The organism is Nonomuraea sp. NPDC049158 (genome assembly GCF_040648335.1).
Lineage (GTDB): Bacteria > Actinomycetota > Actinomycetes > Streptosporangiales > Streptosporangiaceae > Nonomuraea.
The window spans coordinates 137,767-154,032 of sequence record NZ_JBEZDM010000004.1; the positions used below are offsets into that span (position 1 = coordinate 137,767).

14 protein-coding genes are annotated in these 16,266 nt (G+C 70.7%); 10 read left to right on the forward strand and 4 right to left on the reverse strand.

The window, feature by feature from the left end:
- Nucleotides 1–114 precede the first annotated feature (114 nt).
- The 7 genes from AB0B61_RS11045 to AB0B61_RS11075 all read left to right on the forward strand — a co-directional run bounded on the left by AB0B61_RS11045 (nt 115) and on the right by AB0B61_RS11075 (nt 7,227).
- Nucleotides 115–930 (forward strand): SAM-dependent methyltransferase, encoded by an 816-nt coding sequence (locus AB0B61_RS11045; RefSeq protein ID WP_358430719.1) that lies wholly within the window; start codon nt 115–117, stop codon nt 928–930.
- A gap of 471 nt (nt 931–1,401) precedes the next feature.
- A complete protein-coding gene (sigK, locus tag AB0B61_RS11050) occupies nt 1,402–1,929 on the forward strand; it encodes an ECF RNA polymerase sigma factor SigK (RefSeq protein WP_358431379.1) in 528 nt (175 codons plus the stop codon).
- Complete coding sequence (locus AB0B61_RS11055) at nt 1,926–2,741, forward strand: anti-sigma factor (RefSeq protein ID WP_358430721.1); 816 nt, start codon at nt 1,926–1,928, stop codon at nt 2,739–2,741. The genes sigK and AB0B61_RS11055 overlap by 4 nt, the downstream gene beginning before the upstream one ends.
- Nucleotides 2,742–2,918: 177 nt before the next feature.
- Nucleotides 2,919–3,440 (forward strand): DUF305 domain-containing protein, encoded by a 522-nt coding sequence (locus AB0B61_RS11060; RefSeq protein WP_358430723.1) that lies wholly within the window; start codon nt 2,919–2,921, stop codon nt 3,438–3,440.
- A 2-nt stretch (nt 3,441–3,442) separates the two neighbouring features.
- The gene (locus AB0B61_RS11065; RefSeq protein ID WP_358430725.1) at nt 3,443–4,021 is read left to right on the forward strand and encodes an MFS transporter; all 579 of its coding nucleotides are present in this window, start codon (nt 3,443–3,445) and stop codon (nt 4,019–4,021) included.
- Between the two features lie 65 nt (nt 4,022–4,086).
- Nucleotides 4,087–4,821: a YcnI family protein gene (locus tag AB0B61_RS11070; protein WP_358430728.1), complete on the forward strand. Its 735-nt coding sequence runs from the start codon at nt 4,087–4,089 to the stop codon at nt 4,819–4,821.
- A gap of 171 nt (nt 4,822–4,992) precedes the next feature.
- Nucleotides 4,993–7,227 carry a polysaccharide lyase 8 family protein gene (locus tag AB0B61_RS11075; RefSeq protein WP_358430730.1) on the forward strand — a complete coding sequence of 745 codons (2,235 nt, stop codon included), beginning with the start codon at nt 4,993–4,995 and terminating at the stop codon, nt 7,225–7,227.
- Nucleotides 7,228–7,259: 32 nt separating this feature from the next.
- Here AB0B61_RS11075 and asnB read toward each other — a convergent pair whose 3' ends face one another.
- On the reverse strand, nt 7,260–9,074 hold the full coding sequence (gene asnB / locus AB0B61_RS11080; protein WP_358430731.1) for an asparagine synthase (glutamine-hydrolyzing): 1,815 nt from the start codon (nt 9,072–9,074) through the stop codon (nt 7,260–7,262).
- Between the two features lie 144 nt (nt 9,075–9,218).
- Nucleotides 9,219–9,587, reverse strand: a complete 369-nt coding sequence (locus AB0B61_RS11085) for a hypothetical protein (protein WP_357938432.1) — start codon at nt 9,585–9,587, stop codon at nt 9,219–9,221.
- Between the two features lie 135 nt (nt 9,588–9,722).
- Here AB0B61_RS11085 and AB0B61_RS11090 point away from each other — a divergent pair, with 135 nt between their 5' ends.
- Nucleotides 9,723–11,843 carry a tetratricopeptide repeat protein gene (locus AB0B61_RS11090; RefSeq protein WP_358430733.1) on the forward strand — a complete coding sequence of 707 codons (2,121 nt, stop codon included), beginning with the start codon at nt 9,723–9,725 and terminating at the stop codon, nt 11,841–11,843.
- Here AB0B61_RS11090 and AB0B61_RS11095 read toward each other — a convergent pair.
- Nucleotides 11,840–13,405 carry a hypothetical protein gene (locus AB0B61_RS11095; protein WP_358430735.1) on the reverse strand — a complete coding sequence of 522 codons (1,566 nt, stop codon included), beginning with the start codon at nt 13,403–13,405 and terminating at the stop codon, nt 11,840–11,842. The two genes, AB0B61_RS11090 and AB0B61_RS11095, sit on opposite strands and share 4 nt — an antisense overlap.
- Nucleotides 13,406–13,977: 572 nt before the next feature.
- Here AB0B61_RS11095 and AB0B61_RS11100 point away from each other — a divergent pair.
- Nucleotides 13,978–14,307 (forward strand): hypothetical protein, encoded by a 330-nt coding sequence (locus AB0B61_RS11100; RefSeq protein WP_358430737.1) that lies wholly within the window; start codon nt 13,978–13,980, stop codon nt 14,305–14,307.
- Nucleotides 14,308–14,454: 147 nt separating this feature from the next.
- On the opposite strand, the gene AB0B61_RS11105 is transcribed toward AB0B61_RS11100, so the two are convergent.
- Nucleotides 14,455–15,072, reverse strand: a complete 618-nt coding sequence (locus AB0B61_RS11105) for a TetR/AcrR family transcriptional regulator (RefSeq protein WP_358430738.1) — start codon at nt 15,070–15,072, stop codon at nt 14,455–14,457.
- A 130-nt stretch (nt 15,073–15,202) separates the two neighbouring features.
- On the opposite strand from AB0B61_RS11105, the gene AB0B61_RS11110 reads away from it, so the two are divergent.
- Nucleotides 15,203–16,177: a Gfo/Idh/MocA family oxidoreductase gene (locus AB0B61_RS11110; protein ID WP_358430740.1), complete on the forward strand. Its 975-nt coding sequence runs from the start codon at nt 15,203–15,205 to the stop codon at nt 16,175–16,177.
- Nucleotides 16,178–16,266 lie beyond the last annotated feature (89 nt).

Sequence of the window (16,266 nt, forward strand, 5' to 3'; positions counted from 1 at the left end):
GGTGGACGGCGGCTTTGGCTGACATCTCGTACGCGTTATGCCCGAAGAGACCACTAAAGTGGCTCTTGGACGAGCGTGGCCGGGGGCTGCGGTCAACCTCAGGAATGGAGTGTCATGAGCGATGACAGCCTCGCCGCCCAGTCTGCCTGGGAGCGCATTGACACGACCATCCCCCATTCAGCCCGCGTGTGGAACTATCTGCTGGGCGGCAAGGACCACTTCGCGCCCGACCGCGAGGCCGGTGAGCTGCTGCTTCGGACATTTCCTGACTTCGCCGAGGTTGCTCGGCTGCAGCGGGAGTTCCTCATTCGCGCGGTCACGTACCTGGTGGAAGAGGCCGGAGTCCGGCAATTTCTGGACATCGGCACGGGCTTACCGACGGCCAACAACATTCACGAGGTCGCCCAGCGCACCGCCCCCGAGACCCGGGTCGTCTACGTCGACAACGATCCCATCGTGCTGGTCCACGCCCGTGCCCTGCTGACCAGCACCGAGCCGGGCGTCACCGCGTACATCGACGCCGACGTACGCAACCCCGACGTGATCCTCCAAGGCGCGGCCAAGACTCTCGACTTCAGCCAGCCGATTGCCCTGGTGATGCTGAGCATCGCCGGACAGGTGCCTGACGAGGACGACCCGTGGGGGATCGTCGACCGGCTGATGGCCGCGTTGCCGCCGGGCAGTTACCTCGTGCTCAGCGACGGCACCAACACCAACCCGGCCTTGATGGAGGCCGTCGCCGCCTACAACAAGGCGGCCGCCAACTCCTATCACCTGCGCAGTCCCGCCCAGATGGGCACGTTCTTCGAGGGTCTCGAGCTTGTCGAGCCCGGCGTCGTACCCACTCCCCAGTGGCGGCGGCCCACCGACGCGTGGGACGAGCCGTCCAAGCTGGTGAGCGCGGTGTGCGGGGTCGCGCGCAAGCCGTAGGAGCTCCAGGACATCCATCGCGCTCTCTGATCCGAACCACCTGTGGCCGGCGCCGCGCCGACCACGGCGGGAGGGTGCATGGAAGCGGGACGCGAACCGGGCCGCACCGAACCGGGACCCACGTCGGGCCGCATCGAACCAGGCCGTGCGTCGGGAGGGTTCGAAGCCCGGTATGGATCGTTGGGCCGCGACGACGCCGCACGCGGATCGGGGGGTATCGAGGCCCGCCATGGGCCGTCGGGCCCCGGCGAGACGGGACGCGGCCAGACGGGACGCGGCGAGACGGGACGCGGGCCGGGCGGTTTTGACGCCTGGCGTGAGTCGCCGGGCCGCGGCGAGGCAGGACGTACCTCGGGCCGTAGTGAGGCGGGACGTACCTCGGGCCGTAGTGAGGCGGGACGTGCCTCGGGCCGTGTCGGCGCGGGACGTGAGCCGGGCTGGGGAGGTGAGCGGGTCCCGGGGGTCGAGGAGTTGCTGGAGGACGTCGCGCGGGGCGACAGGGCGGCGTTCGAGCGGCTGTACGAGGTGGTGGCGCCGCGCGTGTTCGGGCTCGTGCTGCGGGTGCTCCGGGACCGGGCCCAGAGCGAGGAGGTGGCTCAGGAGGTTCTGGTGGAGGTGTGGCGCAACGCCGCGCGCTTCCAGTCGGGCCGGGGCTCGGGGATGGCGTGGGTGCTGACGATCGCGCATCGCCGGGCGATCGACCGGGTCCGCTCGGCTCAGGCGAGTATGGATCGCGAGGAACGGGCGGCCCGGATGGACGTGCACCGGCCCTTCGACGAGGTCGCCGAATCCGTCGAAGGCCGGCTCGAACGCGAGCGCCTGCGCCGCTGCCTGCAAGGTCTGACCGCGTTGCAGCGAGAGTCGGTCACCATCGCCTACTACGGCGGATATTCCTATCGTGAGGTCGCTGAGCTGGTCAAAGTCCCGCTCGCGACGGTGAAGACCAGGATGCGCGACGGGCTGATCCGGCTGCGCGACTGCCTGGGGGTGGAGCGATGAGAGGTATGACCGGCGGGCCCGATCCGCACACGCTGGTCGGCGCGTACGCGCTGGACGCCGTCGACGACGAGCTGGAGCGGCGCCACTTCGAGGACCATCTGACCGGGTGCGCCGAGTGCGCGCTGGAGGTCGCCGCGTTCGCCGAGACCGCGGCCCGGCTGGGTTCCGCCGTGGCCGTCGAGCCGCCGCCCGGCCTCAAGGAGCGGGTATTCGCCCAGATCGACCAGGTTCGGCAGGTCCCGCCGACCATCGACGTACCCGCTCAGGAAGACAGCTGGGGGACACAACGGCGCCCCGAGCGCCGGGCTGGGCAGCGCCCCGGGAGGCGGCCTCAGCGGCCCCGAAGGTGGCGGCCGCTGGTGGCGGCCGTGGGCGTCGCGGCCTGCCTGGCGGCGGTCGTCGTGTTCGGTGCCGGCGCCTTGCGGGCCCGTGACGAGCTGGACCAGGTACGGCGGATGAACCAGGAGGTCGCCGCGGTGCTGACCGCGCCGGACTCCCGCATCGCCACGGCCTCGGCCAAGCAGGGCGGTCGTGGCACGGTGGTCGTGTCGCGCTCGCGGGGCGAAATGGTGTTCCTGGCCGCCGACCTCGCCGACCTGCCGGAAGGCCAGGTCTATCAGCTCTGGCAGCTGGCCCCTGGGCGGATCAGGTCGGCCGGGCTGCTCAGCGCCGACGCCGCCGGCCGCACGCAGCCGGTGATCGCCGCGCCGGGGCCCGGGGTGGCCAAGCTCGGCGTCACCGTCGAACCGGCCGGCGGCTCCACACAGCCGACCACCCGGCCGCTGTTCCTGGTGAACCTGCCCGCCACCTGACCCCCGACCGTTGCCATCCATCCGGAGGGCGGCTTCGAATACCTGGTACGGCAGCGTCGGCGAGCGCGTCACTCTAGGCCATCTCGTGAGTGACGCGCCGACCGGCCCGTTGTTGAACTGTTATCCGGCGCACCGCGTATCTCCACGTGACCCATCCCCACACCCCCAAGGGGAAGCATGCGTTGGACCACGATCGTCGGCGCGCTGCTGTGCGCGACGCTGGCCGGTGGGTGTGCCGCGTCGGCGGCGGAAACGCCCGCCGCCATGACCGCCTACGACCAGCAGGACGTCACCTTCAGCCAGGAGATGATCACTCACCACCGGCAGACCATTCAGCTGGCCGAGCTGGTCGCGAAGCGCACCGACACGCCGTACGTGCGCGAACTGAGCCAGAAGCTGGAGACCAACGAGAAGGCCGACATCGAGAAGATGTCGTCGTGGCTGAAGTCCTGGCAGGTGGCCGTACCGGCCGAGGACACCAAGGGTGTCGCCCAGCAGGTCGCCCAGCTGACCCCCAAGTCCGGTAAGGCCTTCGACACCCTCTGGCTGTCGCTGATCTCGCAGCACCTCGACCACGGCGTCATGATGGCCTCCTCCGCCCAGAGCGGCGGGAAGCACGGTCCCACGATCGAGATGGCGGCCCGCCTCGTCAGCGAGCAGACCGCCCAGATCGCGGAGATCAAGGAGCACCAGGCCTGATCGTGACCCGCACACAGGACTCGCAGCGGCAGGTGGGCGCGACGCGCGCCAGGCTGCCGATGCGTCTTGCGCGGTCGGCCTCGTTCACGGTCGTCTGCGTGGCCCTGTCCGCCATCGGGCACTGGCTGGCGGGCGGTAACGCCCCAGGGCCGGCCATGGTCGCGGGCGCGGGCGCCGTCGTGCTGGTCGCGGCCACCGCGATGGCCGGCCGGGAGCGATCCCAGCCGATGATCATCGGGCTGCTCGGTACGGCGCAGGTGGGCCTGCACGTGCTGTTCGCCTCGACGGGCGAGTCCCCGCACCTGGCGGGTGTCCATGGCCAGAGCACCTGGCCCGGCATGTTCCTGTGTCACGCCGTCGCCACGCTGCTGACCGCGTGGTGGCTGGCCGGCGGCGAGGCCGCCCTCTGGTCGTTGCTGCGCCGTCTCGCCTCGCGGGCCGTACGGATCCTCACGCCCGTAGCCGGCCCTCTGTGGCCGCCCGCCGCCCCCGTGGCCGCGGATCTCGTTCCCGACCGGCCGCGCGAGCGCATGTTGCGGTACGCGGTCGTACGGCGCGGCCCACCACTTCGTTCTGCCTGACCCCCAACGACGCGAGCAGCCCAGCGCGTCGTGTCCGGCATTTCCGAAAACGAAGTGGAGACCCCATGCTTTACCGCCGAATCGGCACCGTAGCCGCGGCAGCCCTGGCCCTCACCGTGGGCCTCGCCCTCCCCGCCCTCGCACATGTCACGATCAACCCCGGTACCGCGGAGAAGGGCGGCTGGACCAAGCTCGCCTTCCGGGTGCCCAACGAGCGTGACGACGCCTCGACCACCAAGCTCGTCGTCACCTTCCCCACCGACCACCCCCTGCCCTTCGTCTCGGTCAAGCCGGTGCCCGGCTGGAAGGCCGAGCTGACCGAGGGCAAGCTGCCCGAGCCCGTGGTCGCCGACGACGGGGACAAGGTCACCGAATCCGTCCTGAAGGTCACGTGGACCGGTGGCAAGATCGAGCCGGGACAGTTCCAGGAGTTCGAGGTGTCGGTCGGGCCCCTGCCCAAGGATGTGGACGAGATCGCGTTCCCGACCGAGCAGACCTACACCGGCGGCGAGGTCGTCAAGTGGGCGGACGCGCCCAAGACCGACGGCACGGAGGCGGAGCACCCGATGCCCACGCTGAAGCTGGTGGCGGCGGCGTCCGGCGGGGAGCACGCCGGGATGGCCATGACCACGGCGGCACCGCCCGCCGCGCAGCAGACCGTCGCCTTGATGAAGCAGTCCGCCTCGTCGTCGGCTTCCGACGGCACCGCCCGGGTCATGGGCGTGGCGGGCATCATCGTCGGGCTCCTGGGCGGCGGCTTGGGTCTGGTGAGCCTCAGACGCCGCTCCCCGGCCGCCTGACGCGTCGCTGTCGCCCCTTCCCGATCAGTCGGCCGCTAGCCTTGTTCAGACCTGCGACAGCGGCAGGCGGAGGGGGAGCGGCGATGAGCGACATCCAGCAGCGGTTCTCGTACGGGGCAACGGCCGTGGTGACCACGAACCGGCCTACCGCAGCCGGCCGCTGATCCCTGCGTGAACGCGTACTCCAGGCGGTTGTTCCTCCGGCTCGGCGGTGCCGCCGTGACCGGCGGGCTGATCCCCACCACGCGGGGATCAGCCCGCCCGGCGGACTTCGCCCTCCTGCGCCGCCGGTGGCGGGACGTGACGGCGGGCACGGGGTTCGACGCGACCGCGGAGCCGTACCGGACCAGGCTCTTACAGCTGGGCGGCACGGCGGCCGGCTACCGGGACACCATGGCGCCGACCGGCACGTCGCTCTGGCCCGGCCTGGCGTTCCCGTCCTTCGTCCAGACCCCGGTGCGGCTGCAGGCCATGGCCCGCGCGTACGCGTTACCCGGGACCGATCTGACCGGCGACGCGAGCCTGGCCGCGGCCGTCGCCACCGGCCTCGACCACTACCGGCGGCAGGTGTACGCGGCGGGCGCCCGCCCGGTCGGCAACTGGTGGCCCTGGCAGATCGGCACCCCGAAGCGGCTCCTCGACGTGGCCCTGCTGATCGGCCCGCACCTGACGGACCAGCAGAGCCGGGCGCTGAGCGAGGCCGTGGACCACTTCGTACCCGAGTGGCGCCTGGACGACTACAGCGGCAACAGCACCGGAGCCAACCGGGTGGACCTGTGCACGGTGATGCTGCTGCGCGCCATCCTCAGATCCGACGTGGACAAGGCCGCGCTGGCCGTCTCGGCGCTGGCCCCGGTCTTCCCGTACGTCACCGAAGGTGATGGCTTCTACCGGGACGGCTCGTTCATCCAGCACACCTCCATCCCCTACCAGGGCGGATACGGAATGGTGATGCTGTCCGGCCTCGCGACGCTGTTCGCGGTGCTGCGCGGCACTCCGTGGGAGCTCACCGCCCCGAACCTCTTCGACATGGTCGAGCGGTCGTTCGCGCCGTTCGTCCACGACGGCTTCTGCATGGACCTGGTCAGCGGGCGGGGGATCGGCCGGGATCCGTACGGCGATCACAGGAGGGGACGGCTGATCGCCTCGGCGATCCTGCTGCTGGGGGACACGGCGCCCGTCGCGGCGCGGACCCGCTGGCAGGGCATGGTCAAGGGCTGGGCGGTACGTGACACGGTCCAGCCCATGCTCGAAGAGGCCGATCTCGGGTTCCATGCCCGCCTCGCCGCGATCCTGGACGACGAGACGATCCCCGCCGCGCCGGAACCGGCCGGGCACAGGTTGCTGCCGATGAGCGCTCGCGCCGTCCACCGGGGGCCGGGCTGGTGCGCGGGCCTCAGCATGGCCTCCTACCGGGTCGGCCACTACGAGCACGGCAACGGCGAGAACTTACGCGGCTGGCACACCGGCTCGGGAATGCTCTACTGGTGGGCCAAGGGCCACGGCGACCAGTACTCCGACTCCTTCTGGGCCACCGTCGACCCCTACCGGCTGCCGGGCACGACCGTCTCCACCAAGCGGCTGGCCGACGGCGCCGGCGCGGCGTGGGGTGACACCTGCCCGCCGGGCCGCTGGGTGGGCGGCGCCACCGACGGCAGGTACGCGACGGTCGGCCAGCACCTGAACGGCCTCCAGAGCACGATGGAGGCGTTCAAGTCGTGGTTCTTCCTCGACGACGCCGTGGTCTGCCTGGGCGCCGGGATCACCGGGCGGGACGGTGTGCCGGTCGAGACCATCGTGGACAACCGCCGGACCGGGGCGCTGCTCACCCTCGACCAGAAGGCGGGCTGGGCGCACCTGGCGGGCCACGGCGGCTATGTCTTCCATGGCCTCCTGCGTACGCTGCGCGAGAACCGCGCCGCCGGTTCGGTGACCCGGAGCTATGTGACCCTCTGGCTCGACCATGGGACCGACCCGGACGCGGCCGGTTATTTCTACGTGCTCCTCCCGGGGGCGACCCCGGCGCGGACCCGCGCCCGCGCCACCGACCCGACCTGGTTACGCGTCCTGGCCAACACCGCGCGCCAGCAGGGTGTCCAGGTGCCGTCGCTCGGCCTGACCGCCGTCAACTTCTGGAACGCCGGAGCGGCCGGCGGCCTGACCGCCTCCGCTCCGTGCGCGGTCCTCGTCAAGGAGTGCGGCGACGGCACGGCCACGCTGACCGTGTCGGATCCCCGGCGCGACCTGAGCGAGCTGACCGTGACCTGGGACCGGCCGGTGACCCGGGTGCTGCGCGGCCATCCGCTCCTGGTGGGTGCCACGACGGGCGCGCGGCTCACCCTCCGGTGGGGGCGGCTGTCGGACCGGGGCGGCAGCTCGAAGACGATCACCGTACGGGTGGGCTAGGCGTAACCCGAGCGTGGGCTAGGAGGCCCGGTCTACAGGTCCAGGCGGACGCCGTAGGACTCGAGCCAGACGTTCAGGTCCAGGGCCAGCTCCAGGCTCATCCGCGACATCGTCGTGGTCGTCTTGCCGACCGGGCCCGCGGTGATCTCCCTGACGGCCGCCGCGTCGAGCAGCGGCAGGACCGGCGCCTTCCCGGCGCGGACGAGGTCGGCCAACGTGTCGCGCAGTGCCTGCTCGTAGGCGACGTCCTGGGTCGCCGGGTAGGGGCTCTTGACCCGCCGCAGGATCGACTCGGGCACCAGGTCGCCGGCGGCGGCGCGGAGCAGGCTCTTCTCCCGGCCGTCGAAGGTCTTCATCGCCCACGGCGTGTTGAAGACGTACTCGACCAGCCGGTGGTCGCAGAACGGCACGCGTACCTCCAGGCCGACCGCCATGCTCAACCGGTCCTTGCGGTCCAGCAGGACCGGCAGGAACCGGGTCAGGTGCAGGTAGCAGACCTCCCGCATCCGCCGTTCGAGTCCGTTCTGACCAGGCAGGTACGGCACCTCGGCCAGCGCGCTCCGGTAAGTGTCGGCGGTGTACGACGACAGATCGAGCCGGTCGAACAGCGCCCGGTCGAGCAGATCGGCCGGATCGTGGTCACGCATCACCATCGCGAGCCACGGGAAGGTGTCGGCCTCGACCGCCTGCGGCAGGTGGAACCACGCGTACCCACCGAACAGCTCATCGGCCGACTCACCGGACAGGGCCACGGTGGAGTGCTCGCGGATCGCCCTGAACAGCATGTACAGGGAGCCGTTCATGTCACCGAGGAAGTTCGGGATGTCGAAGGCACGCACCACCGACGACCGCAGGCGCGGGTCGGTCAGCTCCGCGGTGTCGAGCGTGATGTCGGTGTGGTCGGAGTCGACGTAGCGCGCGAGCTCCTGGACGAACGGCGCGTCCGGATCACCGCGCAGCTCGTCGGGCTGGAACTTCTCCGCGTACCCGGCGAAGTCCACGGCGAAAGACCGGATCTGCCCGTGCTTCTTGGCCATCGCGGTGATGGTGCTGGAGTCCAGGCCGCCCGACAGCAGGCTGCACAGGGGCACGTCCGAGACGAGCTGGCGGCCCACGATGTCTTCGAGCAGGGCGCGAATCGTGTCGACGGTGCGGTCGAGGGCGTCGGTGTGCTCGCGCGGCTCCAGCGCCCAGTAGCGGCGGATGGCCAGCCCTTCCCGGCGTACCCGCAGCAGGTGGCCCGGGCGCAGCTCGCGCATGCCCTTGAAGACGGCCCGCTCCGGGCTCCTGCCCAAGGTGAGCAGCTCGCGCAGGCCGTCGGTGTCCACCACCGGCTCGGCCAGCGGGTTGGCGAGGATCGCCTTCGGCTCGGAGCCGAACAACACGCCGTCGCGCAGTGGGAAGTAGTAGAGCGGCTTGACGCCCAGGCGGTCGCGCACCAGCAGGAGCTCCTGGTCGCGGTCGTCCCAGATGGCGAAGGCGTACATGCCGTTGAGCCGGTCGGCGACGCCCGCACCCCATTCGAGATAGCCGTGGAGCACCACCTCGGTGTCGCTCCTGGTGCGGAAGCGGTGCCCCTTGGCCGCCAGCTCGGCCCGCAGCTCGACGAAGTTGTAGATCTCCCCGCTGTAGGTGATGACGACCGGGCCCTCGGCCGTCATGGGCATGTGGCCGCCCTCGACGTCGATGACCGCGAGCCGCCGGTTGCCGAGTATGGCGTGCGGTGACAGCCACAGGCCCCGATCGTCCGGGCCTCGGCAGCTCATGGTCTCGGTCATGGCCTGGGCGGTGCCTTGTTCACTGGCCAGGTCGCGGCTGAAGTCCACCCATCCGGCGATTCCGCACATGCGAGAGTCCTCCCAAGGGTTTGGGGGTGTCGTCATATCGGGATACGTGCAACGTATCCGCGCGTAGGCGGTTGGTCTATGGACGGGAACGGAAGGACTCGTACAAACCAACTGGAATAGCTGTCTTGGGCGGACCTTTCAGGCCTAACTGGATTTGCCGAAATTGATCGACCCGAAAATGTCACCTGCTTGGAGCACCGGGCCGGTGATCCGGGCGTCGCCGCTGATCGTGTTGGACACGTCGTGCTTGGTCTGGACGAGCCGGGCCGTCTCCGTGGTCCACGACGTCAGGTTCTGCCCGAATTCAGCGTCTTCCTGGGCGCGTTCGACCAGGCTTTTGGCGGTTTCCTCCGGGGTTTGCGCTGTTTCGATGGCGGCTACGGCGTCGTCGCCGAAACGGCGGCGTACGAGGCCTGTCAAAGAGGTCCAGGCATTCTTGCCGGCTTCGCCCGCGGCGCCGCCGACTATCGCGGAGATGACCGCCGCCAGCGCGGGAATGACGCTCGGATCCATCGCAGCTCTTTTCATCAGGACGTTCTTTCAGACTAGCGCTCCGCTTGCCACGATCCAGTGCGGCCGGAACACTACTGAACCGTGGCTGGGCCGGAGAGCGGTGGGCAGGCGAATGACGCTGATATACGCAACGAGGTGTCCGGACAGGTGTCCGGCGGGGTGGTGCAGGCCAGGGACATAGGGTCGGTGACCATAGGCGCCACGCCTCCGCCGCCCGTACGGATCCCCCGGCAGTTGCCCGCCGCGCCGCCCGGTTTCGTCAACAGGACCACGGAGCTGGCGCTGCTCGACCGCCTCCTTCTCCTTGAGGAGGGGCCCGTGATCGCGGTGGTCAGCGGTCTCAAGGGAGTCGGCAAGAGCGCGGTCAGCCGCCGCTGGGCACACCAGGTCCACGAGCGGTTCAGCGACGGCCAGCTGTACGCCGACTTCGGGGCGCTGCGGCACCGAGGCGGCACCGAGGTCAGCGACGTTCTCGGCGGGTTCCTGCGCGCGTTCGGCGTCCACGAGGAGTGGATCCCGGCGGAGCTGCCGGAACGGGCGGCCATGTTCCGGTCCATGACGGCCGACCTGCGGCTGCTCGTGCTGCTGGACGACGCCGAGCACGCCGCCGAGGTGACGCCGCTGTTCCCCGCCTCCGCCGCGAGCGCGGTCGTCGTGACCAGCCACCACCAGCTCGGCGAGCTGCTCGTCGCGGGCGCGCGGCCGGTCAGGGTCGCACCGCTCCAGGACGAGGAGGGGGTACGACTCCTGTCCGGCATGCTGGGCGAGGACCGGGTCGCCGCCGAGCGGGAGCGGGTGAGTGAGCTCGTACGGCTGTGCGGCGGCCTGCCGATCGCCCTGCGAGTGGCCGGGGCGCGGCTGGTCCAACGGCCGACGTGGACGGTCGATCGGCTGGTCGGCGAGCTGCGGGATGCCGAACGACGGCTGGACCACCTGATGACGGAGGGCAGAGCGATCGTCGAAGCGGTTTTCGACTCCGCGTACGCGGGGCTGCCGGAGCCGGCGGCCCGGCTCTACCGCCTGCTGGGCACGCTGCCCGGCCCCCGCTTCTCGGCCGGGGTGGCGCGGGCCGTCCTGGAGAGCGAGCCGGACCGCCTGCTGGACCTGCTGCTCGACGCGAGCCTCGTCGAGGAGCTCGACGACGACACGTACCGCTTCCACGACCTGGTCCGGCTGCACGCGGCCCGGTGCGCGCGGCGCGTGGACCCGCCCGAGGCACGGGAGGCGGCGCTGTGGCGGGTGGCGGAGTGGTACCTGGGGCAGGTGGCCGCCGCCGACGCCGCCATGGGTCCCCGGCTGCGCCTGGCCGACCATCGGGAGCGGCTGTCGGCCGTCGGCCTGCCGTTCGCCACACCCGGCGCGGCCCTCGACTGGCTGGAGAAGGAGCGCTCCAACATGCTCGCGCTGCTGCGCGCGGCGGCGGCACGTGAATGGGACGAGCTGGTCTGGCAACTGGCCGAGGCCCTGTGGCCGCTCTACCACGAGCGCAAGCACTACGCGGACTGGATCGAGACCAACCGGCTGGGCGTGGCCGCGGCGCTCCGCGTCGGGGACCGCGCCGTGGAGGCCAGGATGCGGAACCAGGTGGCCCGCGCCCACCTTGAGCTCGGCGAAACCGACCAGGCTCAGGCCGAGCTGGTCCACGCGCACCGGGCGGCCCGCGAGGCGGCTGACCCGAGGATGGAGGCGGTCGTCCTGGAGTCGCTCGGGCAGGCCGCCCTGGCCCAGGCGGTCGCTCTGGGATCGTTCGGGCAGGCTGCCCAGGCTCAGGGGGCCGCCCTGGAGCCGCTCGGCCAGGCCCGGGAGCTGATGGAGGATGCCGTCGCCCACTTCGCCGCCGCGCTGGCCATCCACGAGGGGTTGGGCAACACGCGGGGGATCGGCCTGCAGAGCTACCATCTCGGCCTGGTCCACAGCCGCGCTGGTCGGCACGAAGCGGCGATCGCTGTTTTCGACCGGGCCTTGGCTCTCATGATCTCGGCCGGTGACGAGCTCAGCCAGGGGAAGATCCACCTCGTCCTGGGCGAGGCCCACCGCGAGCTCGGCCACTCCGCGCAGGCGCTGCACTCGGCGCGGATCGCCGCGGACATCATGCGCGAGCGCCGCATTCCGGCCAAGGAGACGCGCGCCCTGGAACTGCTGGCCGACCTCGACCACGGGGACGCCGGGGGCTATCTGCGGCAGGCCATCGCGGTCTGCCTCGCCTCCGGCAACCTGCCCAAGGCCGAGGAGCTCCGCGCCCGCCTGGGCGGCTAAGCGAGGTGGATGGTCGCTTCCCGTTCGCCGACCCGGACGGTGGTCAGCGGGCCGTCGCCGTTGGCCAGCCAGCCGTACACCGCGGACGGCAGGCACTGGGGGTCGAGGTCGCCGCGCGCTCCGGCGGAGGCGGTGACGGCGAACCGCCGCCCGTCCCGCAGTGCCAGGCGGACCCGCCGCGCGCCGGTCACCTCGGCCGCCATGAGACAGCCGGGGTAGCGCCGCAGGGTCTCCGCCGCCCAGCCGTCGGCCGGGTCGCCGCGCACGATGATGGCGGCGGTCTCCAGCCGCCGCCGGTCCGGCTCCTCGGCGTCCACGACGAGATGCGGATCTCGTACGCGCTGTCCCTCGCCGGTCACGGAAAAGCGCTGCCCCGCGCCGGTCACCGGGAAACGGCGCAGGGACACGGCGCCGTCCTGGACCTCGGCTTCGACCAGGAACGAGAGCACCTCGCCACGCTCCCCCAGGGGATCGGGCAGCGCCGTGGCGGCGGGCTCGGGTCCGGGTTCGAGGTCCATCAGCCGGTACGCGACGTGCCGTAACAACGTGCCCGCCTGGCCGGACTCGCCCAGCGTCCGCCCGGTGACCTCGTCATAAGCGCCCGGCCGGTACGTGTCCATGATCCGCTCGATCTGCCCGGGCAGGTCCCGCCGCGGGTCGAGGCGGGGCAGTGCCCGGGACAATGCGGCCGTGGGGGAGGCCGGATCGAGCTCCTCCGCCTCGCGACCGGACGAGGCCAGGAGGGTGGGGCGGCCCAGCGCGGCGCCGTAGAAGGTGACCGACCCGTGATCGCCCACGACCACGTCCGCCGCCAGGAGCGCCGCCTGCCAGCCCCGCCGGGGAGGGAGCAGCACCAGGCCGGCGTCGAGGGCGTCCCCCAGCCACAGCCGGACCTGCAGGCCGCCGTGGCCGTACCAGACGTTCGGATGTGCGGCCAGGACCACCTGGTACTCGTCCACCGGCAACTCGGCAGTCAGGCGCGCGACCAGGTCGTCGTTGGCGCCGAGCAGGGAGTGTTCGCCCCAGGTGGAGCTGATCAGCACCAGCTTGCGGTCACCGGTGCCGAGGGCGCGCCGGTAGCGGTCGCGCCGCGCGGTGTTCGCCAGGATCTGGTCGAAGCACGGATCGCCGGTCACCACGGCCAAAGGCACCGCCTCCGGGCATTCGCCCGCCAACCGGGTCAGCTGCTCGTGGTGCGGCAGGGCGATGGCCGCCGGTACGAGCCGGCCGTCGTGCACCAGCTGGCGCCGGGCGAGGCCCGAGACGCCGCCCGCGGCGGGGAGCAGCCGGTTGTGCCCGGCGCCGTGCGGGACCAGCAGCAGCGGGGCCCTCAGCCGGTGCAGCTCGCCGTTGGCGCTGGCGGAGACGGCCAGGTCGAACGGCGTGTCCACGGCCTGCGCCCAGGAGACGACACGTGCCTCGACGTCCCGCAGATAGTCGCCGATCCCGTCGTCGAACGCCGAGCCCGCGGCGACGGTGAACAGCACCTGGACGCGAGGGTCCGAACGGAACAGCGGCAGCACGTCCAGCAGCCGGCTCGCCGAGGTGACCGTACGCGCCACCGCGAGGATGTTCCGGCTGGTGCCGACCGTGCGCCAACGACGAGACCCGGGACCGATCGGTACACGAAGCCAACCCTCGCCGCTCACCACCACTCCGACCGGCCCGATTCCTCAGTAAAAGCCCACCATATGACGCGGACCCGTCGTACAGGTACGCGGCCGCCCCATTCTCCGGGAGGTCCCGTCGGGCGGCCGGTCAGTGAGGGCCGCTCGCGGCCGAGCACCGGGTAATCACCTTTTCCGTCATTTACCATATTCCTGGCGTGTCGTTGAAGAGCCGGGGGAAGCGCCGATCACCTCTCCGGCGATGGCGAGGAATTCCCGGCACGATACTTTGGCGCGTCCCTCCCCACGCAATCCCGCATTTCACGACATATCCGGTGCATTCGTATTATTTGGCGGCATGTTGTGAAATGAGGTTTTGCCTGCCGCCGGGAGACCGGGCCGCTCGCCGCGATTATGGTGGGATATGTTCATGCCGTATCGGCGTATCCCGGGGAAACCGAATCCGGCGCTCTCATCCGATCCCCATCATCATCGGGGAACGATCGTCATTCAGGGAGTGATCTCTGGTGCTCAAGCGTCTGCTTCTCACCGCCGCCCTGGCGGCGTCCACCGTCATCGTCACCGGAACGGCCACCACGCAGGCCGCCAGCGCCGCGAGCGCCTGCCCGCCCACCGCCGAGCAGGTGACCACCACGCCGCTGAGCGCGGCCATGAACTGCAAGTGGAAGTGGGACAGCCACCACAACTGGTGCAAGTACTGCTGGAGCCACGGCCACTGGTCCAAGCAGTGGTGCAAGAGCGGCGGCGGCGGTGGCGGCATGGGCGGTCACGGCCACGGCCATGGTTGGTGGAATCACCACCACGACAATGGTTGGTGGGATCACAACAACCACTGACCCACCAGCACCGACCCACGCACAACGATCGCTCCGCGTGGCATCATCGCGCGGGGCGATCCCCCCATGTAAAGGCGCATTCTTCGGCGCGCTCGGTGGTGAATTCCGCAATCTCGCGTCGGCCGGAACCAGGCCCCTGCGGGGGAGTCAGGAAGTCGCGCTCGGAGGCGCCAGACCGAGCATCCGGGTGGTGATCCGGTGCAGGTGGACGCGGAAGCGGTCCACGCTCCTCTCGCCTTCGGAGAAGCTGGAAAGAGGCGTGCTCATCGTCGCGTAGCGCACGAAAATGATGACGGACCAGGCGATCGCTCGCACACAGAGCTCCACGTCGGCCTCGGAGTCCATGAGGCCCGCCTCGGCGGCGCTGTTGAACTTGCTGTAGACCGCATGGACCAACGGCTCGTTGTAGATCTGCTCCAGGTTCTGCAGATCAGCGGCGTCGCCCAGCCAGCGGTGCATCAGCAGTGCGGAGATGTCGGGGTTGTCGAGGCAGAAGTTCAGGTAGTCGTCGACCAGGGCGTGGACACTCGCCGCCAGCTGCGGCGCTCCCGACTCGTCCAAACGAGCGAGGGCGTGCTCCAACAAGGCCTTCTGCGAGGTGTAACCGCGCCCCATCACCGCCAGATAGAGCTCCCGCTTCGAACCGGCGAGTTCCATGACGGTCTCGATGTCCAGGTCGGCGGCCTCGGCGATCTGCCCCATCGTCGTCGCGTCGTACCCGAGGGCCGCGAACAACCGCGTCGCGGCCGGGATGATCCTGTCCACGCCGCTCCTTTCCTGCACACGCGATTCGTGCCTCGATACGCGAGGTCGGCTCACCCCGTCCACTCCAACAGATCGGCTGTCAAGCCCGGGCAAAACGACACGCGGCACGGCGGTCTGGCATCATGCGATCATGCGAATCGGGACGCTCGGCGCAGCTCGCATCACCCCCATGGCGCTCGTCAAGCCCGCCCGCGCCGTGCCCGAGGTCGAAGTGGCGGCGGTGGCCGCCCGGGATCGGTCGCGGGCGCAGAAGTTCGCGGCCAAGCACGGCATCCCGCTCGTCCACGACTCCTACGAGCGACTGATCGCCGACCCCTCCCTGGACGCCATCTACAACCCGCTGCCGAACGCCCTGCACGCCGAGTGGACGCTCAAGGCGATCGAGGCGGGCAAGCACGTGCTCGCCGAGAAGCCGTTCACCTCCAACGCCGCCGAGGCGCGGTCCGTCGCGGACGCCGCCGCGAAGGCCGGCGTGGTGGTGATGGAGGCGTTCCACTACCGCTACCACCCGCTGATGGAACGGGCGCTCGAGATCGTCGCCACCGAACTCGGCGAGGTCCGGCATGTCGAGACATGGATGTGCTTTCCGCTCCCCAAGTTCTCCGACATCCGCTACTCGCTGAAGCTCGGCGGCGGCGCGCTCATGGACGCGGGCTGCTACGCGGTGCACTGCCTGCGTACGCTCGGGCCGGGCGAGCCCTCGGTCGTGGGCGCGGCGGCCCTGCTGCGCTCGCCGGGCGTCGACCGGGCGATGGCCGCCGACCTGCGCTTCCCCACCGGCGCGACCGGGCGGATCCACGCCTCCATGTGGTCGGGAAACCTGCTCAAGATCGCCGCGCGGGTCGAGGGCGAACGCGGCTCGCTGCGCATCACGAACTTCATCGCCCCGCAGCTCTTCCACCGGATGACCGTGACCGTCGACGGCCATCGGCGCCGCGAGCGCGTCGCGGGCGACGCGACGTACACCTGCCAGCTGCGCGCCTTCGTGGCGGCGGTGGAGCAGGGCACCTCGCCGCTGACCCCGCCGGCGGACTCCGTCGCCAACATGACGGTCATCGACGACATCTATCGCAAGGCGGGACTCCCTCTCCGCGGCCCTGTTTAGCCGCAGAACCCGCGCGACCCGCCCATGAGCCCTACGGGCGACGATTCTTGACACTTGAAGTAACGGTCCAGATACTGTGCGCAATTGAT